Raw genomic sequence first — 17,063 nt, forward strand, 5'->3', positions numbered from 1 at the left:
GCGGGACATTCGCAACCCGGCCGGACTGACCGGCACTTGCGACCGACCGATTGCCGGCATGCCCGGTATCGGCCGAGCAGCAAGCCGGGCGGGAGTGCTTTCGGCCCCATGTTCCTTGCTTGTCAGGACAGACATCCGTGATAGATCCCTATTACCTGCAGCAGCTGACGATCGGCATTTCGCTCGGCATGATTTATGCCCTGATGGCGATCGGCTTCACGCTCATCTTCGGCGTTCTCAACGTGGTCAACTTCGCCCACGGCGAGGTCTACACCATTGGCGCCTTTGCCGGCATCATGGCCATTGCGGCCTTCGGCCCGCCGTTACTCATTATCGTCTTTATCGTCCTGGCGGTCGGCGCTCTGGCGGGGTTCAGTCTCGAGCGGATCGCGTTCCGACCGTTCAGAAGGTTCTCCGACGAAGCCTCCCTCAAATCGCGGGCGATGCGCGAGGCCACGCTCATGTCCTCTCTCGCCATGTCGATCATTGCGCGCGAATTCATGGAACTCGTATTCGGTTCCGAATTCCAGACCATTGACATCGATTATCTGATCAACAAGCCGATCGAACTCGGCCCGATCACGATCGTGAACGGCGACATCATCATTTTCGTTGTTTCCGTGCTGATGCTGGGCTGCCTGCAGTATCTCTTGAAATACAGCTCCATCGGCCTGTCGATCCGTGCCGTCTCCAACAACCCGCTCGGTGCGAGGTATGTCGGCATCAATACGGACAGAACCATCGTCCTGACATTCGTCATCGGCTCGATGATGGGTGCGCTCGCAGGCATCCTCGTCGGGCTTTACTACGGAGCCGTCTTTCCCTCGATGGGCTTCATTCCGGGCATCAAGGCGTTCGTGGCCATGGTCATGGGCGGTTTGAGTTCCATCCCAGGAGCCGTGATTTCCGCACTTATTCTCGGGGTCGCGGAAAGCATGTCGACCACATTCGTCTCCTCCGTCTGGGCGGATATGGTCGCCTATCTGTTTCTGATCGTCACCCTGGTGTTTTTCCCGCAAGGCCTCTTCGGAGCGAGGAGGGAACGTGTCTAAGGACTTCTTCCGATCGGCGTTTTTGAAGATTGCCATTCTGGCGCTTCTCTTCGCCGCCCTTCCAGCGCTGCTCGCCTATCTCGATCAGGGCTACCTCTATCAGATTGCGACGATTGCACTCATCTTTTCGCTGCTGGCCGTGTCGTTGCAGCTCGTAACGGGCGTCGCGGGTCTCCTGCATCTCGGCCATGCGGCCTTTTACGGTGTCGGCGCCTATATCGCGGCGCTTGCCGGCACCGACTATGGCATCGGTTTCACAATCGGCCTGCCGCTGGCGGGGCTCGGATCGGCTGCGGTGGCCTTCGTGGTTGCCCTTCCAACCATGCGTCTGGTCAGTATCTATTTTGCCGTCGCCACCCTCGGCATCGGCCAGATGATCTATCTTGTGCTGCAGAACTGGGTGGAGGTGACCAAGGGACCGAACGGGGTCATTCTGTTCTCGGGCATCGATCTCTTCGGCTATACGGTCGAAAGTGAGATCGGCACCTACTTCGTTGTCGCGGTCACGGTCGCCATATCCATCTGGATCCTGCACCGGTTGAGCCATTCCTATTACGGCAACGCCCTGCGCAGCCTGCGCGAGGACGACCAGTGCGCCGACGCCATGGGCATCGACACGGTACGTCTGCGCATCGAGTCCTTCATGATTTCGTCCTTCTTTGCCGGGATCGCAGGTGCGCTGTGGGCCTATACCACCGGATATATCTCCCCGGGCGATTTCGACTTCTCGGAATCGATCCTGATCCTGGCCATGGTCGTTGTCGGCGGGCTGGGCAGCATTCCCGGCGCCATCATCGGCGCTCTGCTCCTGATCCTGTTGCCGGAAGCCCTGCGTGCGGTCGGGGACATACGGAATATTGTCGTCGGTGTCGTCCTGTTCTGCTCGATCCTGTTCCTGCCCAAAGGGCTCTTCGGTGAAGTTCCCGCGCTCAATTTCGTCCGCCGACAGTTGAACAGCGCCTGGCAGAACAATCCCGACAGGCAGAAGGTGGGCTGGAAATGAACGCGATGCTGGAAGTGGACAACGTGTCACGCCGCTTCGGTGGCCTGATGGCCGTCGACAATGTGACGACCACGGTCGGTGAAGGCGAGCTGATCGGCCTGATCGGCCCGAACGGCGCGGGGAAAACCACCCTGTTCAACCTGATCTCCGGCTTCACGCCGGTTTCCTCCGGGGAGATCCGCTATCGCGGCAGGAAGATCAGCGGACTGAAACCCTCCGCCATTGCCGACCTGGGCATCTCGCGCACCTTTCAGAACCTGCGTGTCTTTCCGAACATGACCGTCTTCGACAATGTTTCGGTCGGCGCGGTCGGCGCCATCGGCCAAAGCCCGTGGCAGGCGATCGCCGCCGGTTCAAGCCGAGCACAGGCAATTTCCGAACGCAGTTGGGAAGCGCTGGAAAAGGTGAAGCTCACCGAATACGCAAACGACCTCGCTGCGAACCTTGCCTATGGCAAACGCAAGTATCTGGAAATCGGCCGCGCGCTCGCCATGAAACCGGATCTCCTGATCCTGGACGAACCGGCAGCGGGTCTGAACGATTCCGAGACGGCGGAACTGGCCGCCTTCATCAAGGATCTGCATTCGCAGGGACTTACCGTCATGCTCGTGGAACATGACATGGGTCTCGTCATGAACATCTGCGAGCGGATCGTGGTCCTTGCTTCGGGACGCAAGATCGCCGATGCGGAGCCGGCCCTGGTCCGGCAGAACCGGGAAGTCCTGGAAGCCTATCTGGGGGTGGACGACGAATGAACGTTCTCGAGATCGAAAACCTGTCCCTGCGGATCGGCGTTCAGGATATCCTGCATGACGTCAGCCTGAACCTGCCCGAGAAGGGGATCCTCGCGATCCTCGGCGCGAACGGTGTCGGCAAAACCAGCCTGATGCGCTGCATTTCCGGGATTTATCATCCGACCGGCGGCGAAATCCGCTATGACGGAACAAACATCATCGGGCTGAAAAGCCACCAGATCGTGGAAAAGGGCATCCTGCAGGCCCCCGAAGGCCGGCAGATCTTTTCCAACATGAGCGTTCTGGAGAACCTGACCATCGGCGGTGGTCCGCTCAAAACCAGAGAGCTCGATCACGTTCTGAAGCTGTTTCCCAAGCTCAAGGAACGTTTGAAACAGAGCGCCGGCTCCCTTTCCGGTGGGGAGCAGCAAATGTTGTGCATCGGCAGAGCGTTGATGCGCAAACCCAAGGTCCTGCTTCTTGACGAGCCGTCGCTCGGCCTGGCGCCCATGCTGGTGCGTTTCATCTTCGATCTCGTCGAAAAGATCCGGACCGAAGGCTATTCGATCCTGCTCGTCGAGCAGAACGCCAAGGCAGCCCTTCGGATCGCCGACAGGGCCGCCGTGATCGAAGGCGGCCGGATCGTGATGGAGGGAACGGCCCGGGAGCTCGCCAGCGACAGCCGTGTAGCCGACGCCTATCTCGGAGGCCATGTTGCCGCAAGCAACTGACCATCGAATCTGCCGGAGACATTTAAACGAAAGGAAAGTTCCATGGCGCTTCCCATGATCGAAAAACGCCGCATCGAGGCGGAGATCCTGAAATGCGTGTTCGACGTTCTGGTGGAGCGTCACGGACGGGAAGAGGCAGAGGCCGTCATCGGCGAGGCCGTTTCCAATTCCGCCATCGCTCAGGGGAAGGAGTTCCGGGAAAAGGAAGATAGCGAACCGACCCTGGAAGACTTCGCCGACCTGCTGCCGCTCTGGCAAATGGACGATGCCCTGGAAATCGAGGTGCTCGAAAAGGCGCCGGACAAGCTGAAGTTCAACGTGAAGCGTTGCCGCTATTCGGAAGTTTACAAGGACATGGGGCTCGGCGACATCGGCCATCTCCTGTCCTGCAACCGCGATGGCGATTTCTGCATCGGCTACAATCCGAAGATGGAACTGACCCGCACCCAGACCATCATGAAGGGCGCCCCCTACTGCGATTTCCGGTACCGGCTGAAATCCGACAAGGAATGATGCGGGAACAGTGATCCGCACTATGGAACGATGATGACGTAGAGACAGATCGTTCAAGACGGGCGGGCCAAGAGCCCGCCCCACTTGTTTCCATCATCTGGATTGCCAACCTTCAGGTGAGCCGCGTCAGCAGGCCGGCCATGAGCTTCGCCCGCTCCACCAGACTGTCGATGAAGATGTGTTCGTCGAGCGTGTGAAGTCCCCGGCCGCGAACGCCGATGGAATCCAATGTCGGAATGCCCATGGCGCCGGTGAAATTGCCATCCGATCCGCCGCCGGCACTGCCATGGGACAGATCGAAACCGATCTCCTTAGATATATCCCGGGCGAGTTCGTACATCCTCATGGTCCCTTCGCCAGGCTCCCAGACCGGCCGGGTCACGCCGGGCGTGACCTCGAAGACGACGCCGTTTTCCTCGCCGTTCAGCGCATGAATGCGTTCCACGCCGGCATCCAGGTCTTCCTGACGCTTCGCCATGCTCAGAACCTCGGCCTCACACAGCGACGACACGCAGTTCACCCATTGCCCGCCATGGACGACCCCGACACTGTATGTGCAGTCGGGCGTGGTCATGGCCTCGATCTCCAGGATCTTCTTCGCCATGGCGGCAATTGCCGACCGTCCATCTTCCAGCGCCCAGCTGGCATGGCTCGGCTTGCCCTGAGCCTTCAGATTAAAGCGGGCAATGGCATAACGCCCGGTCACCGCACCGCCATCGGCGCTGGCCGGCTCCGGCACCAGCACATATTTGTTCTTGCGCGCCTCGGCCTCGATCAGATCCCGGGTGGACGGTGTTCCGACCTCCTCGTCCGGCGTGAACAGGATCGTCACCGGCAAGGGCGTCTCGATGCCCGCCAGCGCCATCTGGCGCAACGCTTCGATTGCCAGATAGTTGCCGCTCTTCATGTCCATGATGCCCGGCCCATAACACTTGCCCTCCGTTATCCGCCAGGGCAGCACGTCAAGCGTGCCGATCGGATGAACCGTATCGAGGTGGCCGGAAATCAGAATACCGGGCTTGCCGGCATCCTTGTGCGGAAACGTCGCCCGGACGGATCCGCCGAATCCCATGCGGCCCGGAATTCGCTCGATGGCCGCACCGGCGGCGACCAGATCATAGGTCGCCAGATCCATCATCCGGTCGACGGCGGCTGCATCATAGGTCGGGCTTTCACATTCGACCCAGGGCTTGAGCCCGGCCAGAATCCGGTGGGCATCGAAATCGAGGCGATCTAAGGACAAGGCAAATCTCCGGGATTGCTGGGGTGGAAAGTTCGGAAATCATGCGGTTCCGCAGCACCGGTTCGCACGAAAATTCCTGGTCCAATTGTTAAAGCATTACAGCGCCTTGGTCCATCAATGGCCGTCGAATTGATTATCCCTATACTGCAGCCGATCCTTGGTCCATCATCCGACGGACAATAACGGCCGACTGGCGAGCCATGAAATCAGACCGGACAAAAGAGCCCGATACAGGCACTCGCAAAAGCGCCCATCAAGGCGCCGTGGAGCCGCAGTCGTGCCTGATCGAGGATGCCTCCGACCAGGCAGCGCTGCAGCCCTGGGTCTCTATGGATTGCTACCAGCTAAGCGACGGCCGCGAGGTGGCTCGGCTGGACAGCCTGGATCTCGGAAGCCAGCAGATCGTCCGCGAGCATCAGGATACCTCGGTGCAGAAACTGGGCATTACGCCTGCGGACTTCTGTACCGTTTCTGTCTGCACCCAAATTCCGACCGCCCGCTTCTCCGAACACTGCGGCGAGCAAGACGATACGGTTTTCTTCCTGCCCGCCAACGTCGAGTTCGATATCCATATTCCCGCCGGTTGCGAGACCGCCTATGTCGGGCTCAGCCAGGAAGAGTTCCTGTGCAGCGCGCGGGCACTCAATCCAGCCTTCTGGGAACGCCCCCCACAAGGTGTCGTACCGCTCATTTCCCGCCGGCGCAGCGACTTCCAGGAGGCAGTTGATCTCTGGCTGAAGACCGCTCAGGACGTCGCCTTGCGTGGCGAAAGCCTAGATCCGGCCATCCTGCGCAATCATCTCCTGCAGACCGTTCTGCAGATCGCGGCAGTTTCGCAAGACAACATCGCACCATCGTTCAACGAACGTGTGCGGGCGCTGCAGATAGGCCGCGAGGCGCGCAGCTTCGTCGATGATCGACCGGACGCGGACACGTTGCCTACGGTCGTTGAGATCTGCCAGGCGCTGCGCGTGTCGGAACGTACGCTGCAATATGCCTTTCGCGAATATGTCGGATTGTCTCCGCTGGCCTATTTGCGCAGGTGCCGATTGAACCGTGTCCGCGCAGCGCTCGCGGCCGCAGATCCGCATAGCACGACGATCACCCAGGTGGCGATGCGCTTCGGATTTCTCCATCTCGGCCGCTTTGCCGGCGACTTCAAGCGGATGTTTGGCGTCACGCCTTCGGAAACGCTGACGTCCTGAAACTCGTGCAAACCGGCCAAATTTTTCCGGCTTTGCGGAAATCGGATAGCTGGCTTCCCAATCTCGTTTTAGCTTGCGCCAAGGTGTTGATTCCTTGGGGCTAGTTCAGCTGCGCCCGATCCCGGGACCACAGCATCCAAGCCGAATTTTTAAGTGCTGACGGAGAATAATGCATCCATTACAGGTTTTAAATTCGCGGGACTTCCTCGTTCGCCATCAAATGTCGTTTCCGAGCGCCCGAGCGGTCCGCCGTGCCGCGCTGCTGGCGACGGCCCTGACCGGCGGCAGCCTTTCTTTTGTACCGCTGATGATGGCCCCTGCCCTGGCCGATAGCATCACAAATACCAATGATAGCGGAACTGGCTCGTTCCGGGCGGCTGCGGGCTCGAACGCCCTGAATTTCACCGGACTGACCGGAGCCCAGACGATTACACTGACATCGGGTGCGGTCACGCTTACCAACACAGGGACAACTAGTCTTTTGCTGTCCGGCGGCACGGACGATCTGACCATCGAAGGCGATGACATAGCACTCGACATCAGCAACAGTACTTTGAACATCTCCGGAACTGGGACCCCGCTGTCTCTGACCATCAACTCGAACATTACCGGCAGCGGGGCGCTGCTTATCGGCGACTCGGACTCCGACCTCACGGTCACGCTCGGCGGCACCAACACGATGGTCAAGACAACGGTAGGCATCGGTAATACCCCGGCGCCGGTATCCATACGGGTGACAAGCGGGGACACTGTATCGATTGGCAATGGTGCTGCCCTTAGCAGCGGGAAACTGAGCCTTTCAGACGGCACGCTTGTCGTCACCGGGGCCACCACAATCAGCAATCAGATCAACCTCGACAACGGCGGCGGCACGATCAACAACAGCGCCGACGTCACGCTCTCTGGTGTTATCTCCGGCTTTGACGGCCTCACCAAATCCGGTGCCGGCATCCTGACCCTGACCGGCAACAACACCTATTCCGACGGCACGACCGTTACCGGCGGAACCCTGTCTGTCAGTTCCGACAGCAATCTCGGTTTTGGCGCTGTTACCCTTAATGGCGGCAACCTCGCCATCACCGGCGCCACGACCATATACAATGCACTCTCGCTCTCTTCCAACGCGACGCTTACAAACAGCGCGGATGCCACCCTTTCGGGCGCGATCTCCGGTTCCGGCAATCTGACCAAGTCCGGCTCAAGTACACTGACGCTGACGGGCAACAACACGTCTTATAGCGGAACAACGACGATTTCCTCCGGAACCGTATCCATAGATCTTGCACAGAGACTTGGATCCGGCGGCTTAACGCTCGCGGGGGGCACTCTGGCACTGACAGGAACCAGCGCCACGACCTTCGCAAACCCGATCTCGACGACGAGTTCCTCAAGCACCATCGACGTTGCCAGCGGGAAAACTGTCAGGGTTGCAAGCAGCATTTCAGGTGCCGGCGGACTGACCAAATCCGGGGCTGGAACGCTGGAGCTGGCCAACACGAATTTATATTTGGGCGCCACCACCATCAGCGGCGGAACCCTCCTGATTTATAGTGGCAGCATCGACGGGACCAGCGGCCTCACGTTCAATGGCGGTAACCTGGAGATCGGCGGCGCTACAACCATTAACAAGACTTTCGTGCTCAACTCCGACGCCACGGTCACGAACAGCGCGGCTGTTACCCTTTCCAATGTGATCTCCGGCAGCGGCGGACTGACAAAGGCCGGTTCCGGCACGCTGACGCTCTCGGGCAACAATACGTTTAGTGGCACCACGACCATCACCGGCGGCACGCTCTCCCTCAGTTCGGACGGAAATCTGGGCACAGGAACACTGACCCTGAACGGCGGCAACCTTGCCATCACCGGCGCCACGACCATCGACAACGCCATGGTCCTCAGCGACAACGCGACGATCACCAACTCGGCGAACGCGGCTATCTCGGGCAATATCTCCGGCACCGGCAGCCTGACCAAGGCCGGCACCGGGACGCTGATGCTAACAGGGTCCAATACCTATTCCGGCAGCACGACCATTTCAGTCGGCACACTGCAGATCGGCGATGGCGGGACAACCGGCAGCATCTCTAGCGACGTCACCAATAACGGCGTTCTCGCTTTCAATCGCTCCGACGCCGTGACTTATGCCGGTGTCATTTCCGGCACCGGCAGCCTGACCAAGGCCGGTAGCAGCACGCTCACACTGACGGGCAGCAACAGTTATTCCGGCGGCACGACGATCTCAAGCGGAACACTGCAGATCGGCGATGGCGGCACCAGTGGCAGCCTCACCGGCGACATCACCAACAACAGCGCCCTGATCTTTAACCGCTCAGACGCGCTGACCTACGGCGGTGTGATCTCCGGCACCGGCACATTCACCAAATCCGGAGCCGGCAACCTGATCCTGACGGGCACCAACACCTATACCGGGACCACGACGGTTTCTGCCGGAACGCTCTCGGTCAACGGCAGCCTTGCCGGCAGCGTCAACCTCCTCTCCGGCGGCACACTCGGCGGCTCCGGCACGGTCGGCGCGGTGACCACGACTTCCGGCAGCACCATTGCCCCGGGTAATTCCATCGGCACGCTCAACGTCGCCGGCAATGCCGACTTTGCCTCCGGCAGCACCTATGCGGTCGAGGTCGACGACGCCGGCAATTCCGACCTGCTGAGCGCAACAGGAGCCGTGACCATCGACAGCGGCGCCACGGTCAGCGTCTCGCCGGAAAACGGCACCGACGACGGCTCGACCTATGCTACGTCCACCACCTACACGATCCTCACCGCAGCTGGCGGCGTGACCGGCACCTTTGACTCGGTCTCCGACAGCTTCGCCTTTCTTGATGCTTCCCTTGGCTATGACGCCCAAAACGCCTATCTGACACTCCTGCGCAATGACTACACCTTTGCCTCCGTCGCAAGCACATCGAACCAGAGTGCGACGGCCGGTGCCTTCGACAGTCTCGGCAGTGGCAACAGCCTCTATGACGCGGTCGTCGTGCTCGGCGAGGCCAGCGCACGCGCTGCCTTCGACAGTCTTTCCGGCGAGATCCATCCGTCCGCCAGCGGCCTGCTGCTTCAGGAAAGCCGCTTTGGCCGTGATGCCGTAAACGCTCGGATCCGCTCGGCCTTCGACGGGCTGGCAGCAAGCGACATGCCGATGGTTGCCTTTCACGGAGACGGCGGCGCACTAGAGACGGCCAAGGGGGCTGTCGCTTGGGGCCAGGCCTATGGCAGCTGGGGCCGGACCGGCAGCGACGGCAATGCAGCGGCCCTGGACTATAACAGCGGCGGCTTCTTCCTCGGCCTGGACGCGGATGTCTTCAGCGGCTGGCGCGCCGGTGTCGTCGCAGGCTTCGGCACATCCCAGTTCGACAGCGATGCCCGTACCTCTTCCGGTGATGCCGATAACTATACGATTGGCGCCTACGCAGGCCGTCAGTCCGGCGCGTTCGGCGTGCACCTCGGCACGTCATTGACCTGGCACGACGTGTCTACCACGCGCAACGTCACTGCCGGCGCACTCAACAATACACTGAAGGCCAACTATGCTGCGGCGACCGCGCAAGCCTTCGGCGAGTTGGGCTATAAAATCGACACGGTCTATGCCCGGTTCGAGCCCTTCGCCGCTGCCGCCCTCATCCATCAGCACAGCGATGGCTTTACCGAGACCGGCGGCGCGGCGGCGCTCACCGTGTCGTCGTCATCGCAGACGCTTGGGCTGACGACCCTGGGGCTGCGGGCGGACCGGCAATTTGCCGCCACAGAAAGCCTCTCGGCCTCCTTGCACGGCATGCTCGGCTGGCGTCATGCCTTCGGCGATGTCACTCCGGGCGCGAGAATGCGCTTTGCCGGCGGCAATGCCTTCACCGTCGCAGGCAGCCCGATCGACCGCGACACGGCCCTGTTCGAGGCGGGCCTGAACTTCGATCTGGATAACGGTGCTAGGTTCACCTTCAGCTATCAGGGCGAGTTCGGTTCCAAAGCCCTGAACCAAGGCGCACGCGCTGCCTTCTCCTTGCCGTTTTAGAACATTCCTGCCACCCCGGCCCTGGTTGGTGCCATCCACTCAGTTAGCTTTTGCGCCTCTACTGCGGATGGTTACGCCGCTAACGCGTCCTTAATGCTTGCAGAACACAATGAGAACAGGTATGGTACGTTCATGATTTGTACCGGCGCAGGTTCGCACGGGAGACCGACTGATGTTGACGCGCAAGCAATATGAACTTCTGATGTTCATCCACGAAAGACTGAAGGAAACCGGCGTACCGCCGTCCTTCGACGAAATGAAAGACGCGCTCGATCTGAGGTCGAAATCCGGTATTCACCGCCTGATTACTGCTCTGGAAGAGCGTGGCTTCATCCGGCGCCTGCCCAACCGGGCGCGCGCCATGGAAGTGATCCGGCTGCCTGATTCCATTGCCCCCGGCCTCGGTGTTCCGCGACCCCGCGGCAGCTTCTCTCCCGAGGTCATCGAGGGATCTCTTGGCAAACCGTCTGCGCCGGCCGAACCGGCACCTGCTCCAGCTGTTCATGATCATCACGCCGGCGTTGAAGTGCCCGTCATGGGCCGGATTGCCGCCGGTGTCCCGATCGAGGCAATCCAGACGCATAGCCACTCAATCAGCGTCCCCGCGGATCTGCTTGGAAAGGGGGAGCATTACGCACTGGAAGTACGCGGCGACTCCATGATCGAAGCCGGAATTCTCGACGGTGACACGGTGCTGATCCGCAAGAGCGATACGGCCGACAGCGGCGATATCGTCGTCGCTTTGGTGGACGACGAAGAAGCAACGCTGAAACGGCTGCGCAAGAAAGGCGACTCGATTGCGCTCGAAGCCGCAAACCCCGTATATGAAACGCGAATTTTCGGACCTGGCCGTGTCCGTGTCCAAGGGCGCCTGGTGGCTCTGTTCCGTCAGTATTGAAGCCCAAAATGCTATTTGTGCCATGGGCGTGGCGGTGAGGTTTTCGCCGCCCGCCAATAAGCGATCTGTGCATGATGCAACTCCGGATTCTGTTCCGGCAGCGCCAACCAGATCGAGATTGCGCCAAGGGCATGTCTGTTTCGGCCATCGATCACCAGTCTTGCACGGCAATCAGCCGGCACGGTGAGTGTCGTGACGATAACATCCGCAAAACGGCAGTCCAGATGGAGCGCATCGGCAGTCTTGGGCATCGCAATCAAAAGCGGCGCGCGTCTTACGGCCTCCATGTCCTGTTCGCCGGCATCGGATAACCCGAACAAAGTCTTGTAGGCGGCGCGGGCGCTATCGGGGTAAGCCCGATAGAGGCAGCTGGTCCCGTCACAGGCATATTGCCCCTCAACCATCTTGTGCTCCTGAAAGGCCCTTTCCGGAAGGCCTTCCATTTGAAGCCAGTTGTCGGTCGCAAATCCTGCTCTGCCCGCATGAATGCGCAAGGTGCCGCCATCATCACGTGCAGCGATCAATCCCCCTTTTTCGGCAATCTGAACGTCAGGCGGGCGCGACAGGTTGGCTGCAACGACAGCCGCCACAAAAGGAATTGCGCTGAAGCCTTTCAACTTTCCCGGCAGAAGCAGCAGAACGAAGAGCCCTGCGGTGGCAAGGAATGTGGTGATCGCATCCGGCACCGGCACAGCCCCGCTATGCGCTCCAAGTCCGGCCGTCCACTCCGCGATCGCCAAAAGCAAATCGAGGCCAATGGCCATGATCTGCAATGGGAGGCTCGCCAACCCGAAAGGCATGAGGATCAGGGCCAGAACCCCCATGGGCATGACAATGAGCGAGAATACCGGCATGCCGAGCATATTGCCGATGAGCCCGTAAGGCGCGATGCGACCGAAGTGATAGGCACCGATCAACCCGGTCGCCGTTCCCGCGATAAGCGCGGTCAGGAAAAGACCGAACGTCCAGCGCAAAACGATCCGCATCCCCCGGAAAACGGGGACTGCGCTTCGCTCTTTCGGCAGGTTCACCCGCTGAACATTCCTCAGAGAATCATAAGCTGCAACAAGGCAGATCACCGCAGCGAACGACATCTGGAAGCCGGGATAAAAAAGCCGCTCCGGCGCCAGCAACAACAGAACCAGTCCCGCGAGAGCCACACTGCGCAATGTCAGGCCGCGCCGGCCGGTCAGTACCCCGAGAAACACCAGAAAGACCATGATGAAAGAGCGCTGAGTCGCGACCGAAGCGCCTGAAAGCCCGAGATAGCAGGCCGCCGCCACGAGAGCAGCGGCAGCCGCCATGCGGTGGGTCGGATAATACAGAGTGGCGGCCTGGCTCAGGGACAGGATCATCAGCAACACCGCATAGGTCCCACCGGCGAAAAGCGCCATGTGCAGGCCGGAGATCGCCAGAATATGCGCCAGCCCCGACTGGCGCAGCGCCTCTTCGCTTTCCGGAGAAAGGCCGCTCCGGTCCCCGACCAGCAGGGCGGCCGCCAGCGCCGAACGATGTCCAGTACCCAGGATCCCGGAGATCCTGTCTGAAATTCCCCGTCTCAGATCTCCGAGTTGCCGTTTGGCCTTCAAAAGCAGGGAAGGTTCATCAAGCTCTGCCGCCTGAGGTACCCCGTACGAAAACCCGGTTGCCCCGATCCGGTCAAAATAGGCGCGAAAGGAAAAATCGTACCCTCCCGGCCGAACCGGGCCTGATGGCGGAAACAGACGTGCACGAACCGTAACCGCATCGCCAATTCCTGAGGCCGTCGTTTCCGGCACGCTTATCCGGACACGTTGAGGAAATGCATCTCCCGATTTATTTCGGGGCAGATCCACGACCTTGTCGACACCAATCGTAAGGCGCATTCCCCGCTGCGTGTTTTCACGATCGGTGACCCGACCGACGAGCGTGAATGTACGTGCTTCCTGAAGACGGGGAGCATCCACGATGATGGTGCGAAGATCGGCAACGAAGACGCCGGTGATAACGGCAAACACCAGCATTCCGGCCGGCCTCAGGCGAGCCTTGAGAAATGCTTGAAGGACGAAAAGGCCGCTTGCGGCGAACAAGGCCGAAACGACAATAAAATCCGGTTCCTCCGGCAGGAGCGTGTACAGGGCGATCCCCGCCGCGAAAGCGAACGTAGCCCAAAGCAGCTTCTGTTCCGCGAGCTTCCGTCTCCATTCAGCGCGGACTTGTCTTCGCTGCGAAAAATCCGATAGGGCCGCGTCGGCTTTTCCTCCCCGATACGGAAAGCCAGCGGCAGGCCAGCGTAAGCGTCTAAAAATGCGTTTATGAGAAAGAGCTTGCGGCTGATCCGGCCTCGAAGAGCCGACGTCATCCTTTAGCGGATAATGCCCCGCTCCACCGCTCAAGACCTGCCCCTTCATGCATCACATTCAAGCAGTCTTTGCGCAATGGATCTTACGGAACAGTTTTGCCTGCCGCCCGGCTATGCTAAGACCCGCGCAATCCGGCTTTATGCCAACCCCTTTTCTCCATATTGGCAGAGACCTGCAAAGAACACCATGGCCCAAGACGTCGTCACCCGTTTCGCTCCCTCCCCGACCGGTTTCCTGCATATCGGCGGCGCGCGCACCGCACTTTTCAACTGGCTGTTTTCCAAGCACCACGGCGGCAAGATGCTGCTGCGGATTGAAGATACCGACAAGGCCAGATCCACCCAGGAGGCGGTCGATGCGATCCTGGACGGTCTGAACTGGCTCGGTCTCAACTGGGACGGCGAACCGATCTCGCAGGCCTCCCGGGTCGACCGCCACAAGGAAGTGGTTGAGCAGATGCTGGCGCAAGGCAAGGCCTACCGCTGCTATGCGACGCAGGAAGACCTTGCCGAAATGCGCGAAAAGGCACGGGCCGAGGGTCGCCCTCCCCGCTACGACGGCACGTGGCGCGATCGGGATCCGTCCGAAGCCCCGGAAGGCGTCGCCCCGGCTATCCGGCTGAAGGCGCCGCTGGAAGGTGAAACCATCGTCGACGATCTGGTTCAGGGCCGGGTCACGTTTCCCAACAAGGATCTGGACGATCTTGTCCTGATGCGTTCCGACGGCACGCCGACCTATATGCTGGCCGTCGTCGTCGATGATCATGACATGGGTATCACCCATATCATCCGCGGTGACGATCACCTGACCAATGCTGCCCGCCAGACACTGATTTTCCAGGCCATGGGCTGGGATGTGCCGGTCATGGCACATATACCGCTGATCCATGGTCCCGACGGCGCCAAGCTGTCCAAACGCCATGGCGCCCTGGGCGCTGAAGCCTATCGCGCCATGGGGTATCTGCCCGAAGCCATGCGCAATTACCTCGCCCGCCTCGGCTGGAGCCATGGCGATGAGGAAATCATGTCCACCGAAGACATGATCAAATGGTTCGGCATGGAGGCCGTAGGCAAGTCGCCGGCGCGCTTCGACTTCAAGAAGCTGGAAAACCTCAATGGCCACTATATGCGCGCCACGGCGGACGCCGAATTGTTGCAGCACTGGAAAGCCTGTCTGGAGCACATCGACGGCGGTCCCGACGTCCTGACCTGGCTCAACGCTCCGGAACACGAGGCAACTGCGCTGGCCGCGCTGCCGGGGCTCAAAGAGCGGGCAAAGACACTGGTCGAACTGACGGAAAGCGCGTCCTATCTGTGGCGTCAGCGCCCGCTGGACTGCGATGAAAAGGCCGCGAATATTCTCAACGACGAGGCTCGCGGGCTGTTGGCCGGTCTGCATGAAACCCTGGCCTCCGTACCGGCATGGGAAGCAGAACCCCTGGTAGTCGCAGTCAAGGCGTTTGCCGAGGCACAGGAACTCAAGCTCGGCAAGGTGGCACAGCCATTGCGCGCTGCACTTACGGGCCGCGGAACGTCTCCTGGTATCTACGATGTGCTTGTTGCGCTGGGACGGGAAGAATCCCTGAACAGGATCAAGGATCAAGCCAATTAAGGCGTGAATTCAATTGGTTAAAAACAGTCCGGCTAAACGTCAGGTTAAATTTTCAGACTATTTGACCAAAGCGCGAGGTCAGCGCCGCTTGCGGCAGTGCGACAAATGGGATACGCAGAACGCGACCATTCCTCCGGTACCGTCCGCCGGCCTTTCCAATGCCTTGAAAACAGGCAGGAAACTGCAAAACAGACGGTGCTTAGGCTTCTCAACAAAGGGGGTTTCCTGAATGGCTGATAACAACGCCAAGCTCAACGTGGGCGGTAACGATTACGCCTTTGACGTTCTTGACGGATCGATTGGCCCGTCTGTGGTGAACATTTCCTCGCTCTACAAAGAAACGGGCATGTTCACCTACGATCCGGGTTTCACGTCAACAGCCTCGTGCGAATCCAAGATCACCTATATCGACGGTGACGAAGGAACGTTGCTTTATCGCGGCTACCCGATCGACCAGCTCGCGAACCATGGCGACTTCCTGGAATCCTGCTACCTGCTGCTTTACGGCGAGTTGCCGACGAAGGTGCAAAAGGACGACTTCGTTCAGCGTGTGACCTATCACACGATGATCCACGAGCAGATGAACCGGTTCTTCTCCGGCTATCGCCGGGATGCGCACCCCATGGCCGTCATGTGCGGCACGGTCGGCGCGCTTGCCGCGTTCTATCACGACTCGACGGATATTTCCGATCCGCACCAGCGCATGGTCGCCTCCCTGCGCATGATCGCGAAGATGCCGACGATCGCAGCCATGGCCTACAAGTATCACGTTGGCCAGCCGTTCGTTTATCCGCGCAACGACCTGGATTATTCCGCGAACTTCCTGCACATGTGCTTCGCAGTGCCTTGCGAGGAGTACAAGGTCAATCCGGTTCTGGCGCGCGCCATGGACCGGATTTTCATTTTGCACGCCGACCACGAACAGAACGCGTCGACCTCGACGGTGCGTCTGGCCGGCTCGTCCGGGGCAAATCCGTTCGCCTGCATCGCCGCCGGTATTGCTTGCCTCTGGGGCCCGGCACACGGCGGCGCCAACGAAGCCGCGCTGAACATGCTGACGGAAATCGGTTCTGTGGACCGCATTCCGGAGTTCATCGAACGCGCCAAGGACAAGAACGATCCGTTCCGTCTGATGGGCTTCGGTCACCGGGTCTACAAGAACTACGATCCGCGCGCCCGGATCATGCAGAAGACCACCCACGAAGTGCTCGGCGAGCTCGGCATCAAGGACGATCCGCTGCTCGACGTGGCGATGGAACTGGAGAAGATCGCCCTTCACGACGAATATTTCATCGAGAAGAAGCTCTATCCGAACATCGACTTCTATTCGGGTATCACCCTGCGTGCGCTCGGTTTCCCGACCACCATGTTCACCGTGCTGTTCGCTCTGGCCCGCACCGTCGGCTGGATCGCCCAGTGGAAGGAAATGGTGGAAGATCCGTCCCAGCGCATCGGCCGCCCGCGCCAGCTCTACACCGGAGCAACCCAGCGCGACTACGTGCCGATCGATCAGCGCTAAGCACGCAAACGCGCAAGATACGAAAGAGGGCGCCCCACGGCGCCCTTCAGACCGCTGACAAACCCGTCGATTTCGGCGGGTTTGTTATTTTGGATTAGGTTTTGTGGCGATTGTCGGCGTTTCAGAGTTTGGTCTTTAACGCGCATATTCCCATTACGCGGGTGCTTGTTTCGGGGCTTTGG

The 17,063-nt window shown here is 60.1% G+C and carries 13 protein-coding genes; 10 read left to right on the forward strand and 3 right to left on the reverse strand.

The window, feature by feature from the left end; genetic code table 11:
• The first annotated feature begins 137 nt into the window (after positions 1–137).
• From ACN0SO_RS04575 to ACN0SO_RS04595, 5 genes are read left to right on the forward strand one after another with little or no spacing between them, the layout of a single operon-like run.
• On the forward strand, positions 138–1,052 hold the full coding sequence (locus ACN0SO_RS04575) for a branched-chain amino acid ABC transporter permease (protein WP_417674964.1): 915 nt from the start codon (positions 138–140) through the stop codon (positions 1,050–1,052).
• Positions 1,045–2,055, forward strand: a complete 1,011-nt coding sequence (locus tag ACN0SO_RS04580; RefSeq protein WP_417674966.1) for a branched-chain amino acid ABC transporter permease — start codon at positions 1,045–1,047, stop codon at positions 2,053–2,055. The genes ACN0SO_RS04575 and ACN0SO_RS04580 overlap by 8 nt, the downstream gene beginning before the upstream one ends.
• A complete protein-coding gene (locus ACN0SO_RS04585; protein ID WP_417674968.1) occupies positions 2,052–2,810 on the forward strand; it encodes an ABC transporter ATP-binding protein in 759 nt (252 codons plus the stop codon). Before ACN0SO_RS04580 ends, ACN0SO_RS04585 begins: the two co-directional genes overlap by 4 nt.
• Positions 2,807–3,520 carry an ABC transporter ATP-binding protein gene (locus ACN0SO_RS04590; RefSeq protein WP_417674970.1) on the forward strand — a complete coding sequence of 238 codons (714 nt, stop codon included), beginning with the start codon at positions 2,807–2,809 and terminating at the stop codon, positions 3,518–3,520. The genes ACN0SO_RS04585 and ACN0SO_RS04590 overlap by 4 nt, the downstream gene beginning before the upstream one ends.
• A gap of 42 nt (positions 3,521–3,562) precedes the next feature.
• Entirely contained in the window at positions 3,563–4,033 is a 471-nt protein-coding gene (locus ACN0SO_RS04595) for an L-2-amino-thiazoline-4-carboxylic acid hydrolase (RefSeq protein ID WP_417674972.1), read from the forward strand.
• A 112-nt stretch (positions 4,034–4,145) separates the two neighbouring features.
• On the opposite strand, the gene ACN0SO_RS04600 is transcribed toward ACN0SO_RS04595, so the two are convergent.
• A complete protein-coding gene (locus ACN0SO_RS04600; RefSeq protein WP_417674974.1) occupies positions 4,146–5,276 on the reverse strand; it encodes a M20/M25/M40 family metallo-hydrolase in 1,131 nt (376 codons plus the stop codon).
• A gap of 263 nt (positions 5,277–5,539) precedes the next feature.
• Here ACN0SO_RS04600 and ACN0SO_RS04605 point away from each other — a divergent pair, with 263 nt between their 5' ends.
• From ACN0SO_RS04605 to lexA, 3 genes are all read left to right on the forward strand, one after another.
• Positions 5,540–6,481: a helix-turn-helix domain-containing protein gene (locus tag ACN0SO_RS04605; RefSeq protein ID WP_417674976.1), complete on the forward strand. Its 942-nt coding sequence runs from the start codon at positions 5,540–5,542 to the stop codon at positions 6,479–6,481.
• Positions 6,482–6,701: 220 nt separating this feature from the next.
• Positions 6,702–10,511: an autotransporter outer membrane beta-barrel domain-containing protein gene (locus ACN0SO_RS04610; RefSeq protein ID WP_417674978.1), complete on the forward strand. Its 3,810-nt coding sequence runs from the start codon at positions 6,702–6,704 to the stop codon at positions 10,509–10,511.
• 172 nt (positions 10,512–10,683) lie between these two features.
• Positions 10,684–11,409 carry a transcriptional repressor LexA gene (gene lexA / locus ACN0SO_RS04615; RefSeq protein WP_417674980.1) on the forward strand — a complete coding sequence of 242 codons (726 nt, stop codon included), beginning with the start codon at positions 10,684–10,686 and terminating at the stop codon, positions 11,407–11,409.
• Positions 11,410–11,420: 11 nt separating this feature from the next.
• On the opposite strand, the gene ACN0SO_RS04620 is transcribed toward lexA, so the two are convergent.
• Positions 11,421–13,799 carry a ComEC/Rec2 family competence protein gene (locus ACN0SO_RS04620; protein ID WP_417674982.1) on the reverse strand — a complete coding sequence of 793 codons (2,379 nt, stop codon included), beginning with the start codon at positions 13,797–13,799 and terminating at the stop codon, positions 11,421–11,423.
• A gap of 138 nt (positions 13,800–13,937) precedes the next feature.
• Here ACN0SO_RS04620 and gltX point away from each other — a divergent pair, with 138 nt between their 5' ends.
• Positions 13,938–15,362: a glutamate--tRNA ligase gene (gene gltX / locus ACN0SO_RS04625; RefSeq protein ID WP_417674984.1), complete on the forward strand. Its 1,425-nt coding sequence runs from the start codon at positions 13,938–13,940 to the stop codon at positions 15,360–15,362.
• Positions 15,363–15,591: 229 nt separating this feature from the next.
• On the forward strand, positions 15,592–16,881 hold the full coding sequence (gene gltA, locus ACN0SO_RS04630) for a citrate synthase (protein ID WP_417674986.1): 1,290 nt from the start codon (positions 15,592–15,594) through the stop codon (positions 16,879–16,881).
• Here gltA and ACN0SO_RS04635 read toward each other — a convergent pair.
• Positions 16,878–17,063, reverse strand: a 186-nt coding sequence (locus ACN0SO_RS04635; RefSeq protein ID WP_417674988.1) for a hypothetical protein, incomplete at its 5' end; no start/stop codon positions are given. The two genes, gltA and ACN0SO_RS04635, sit on opposite strands and share 4 nt — an antisense overlap.

This window comes from Roseibium sp. (genome assembly GCF_048260565.1).
Classification (GTDB): Bacteria; Pseudomonadota; Alphaproteobacteria; order Rhizobiales; family Stappiaceae; genus Roseibium.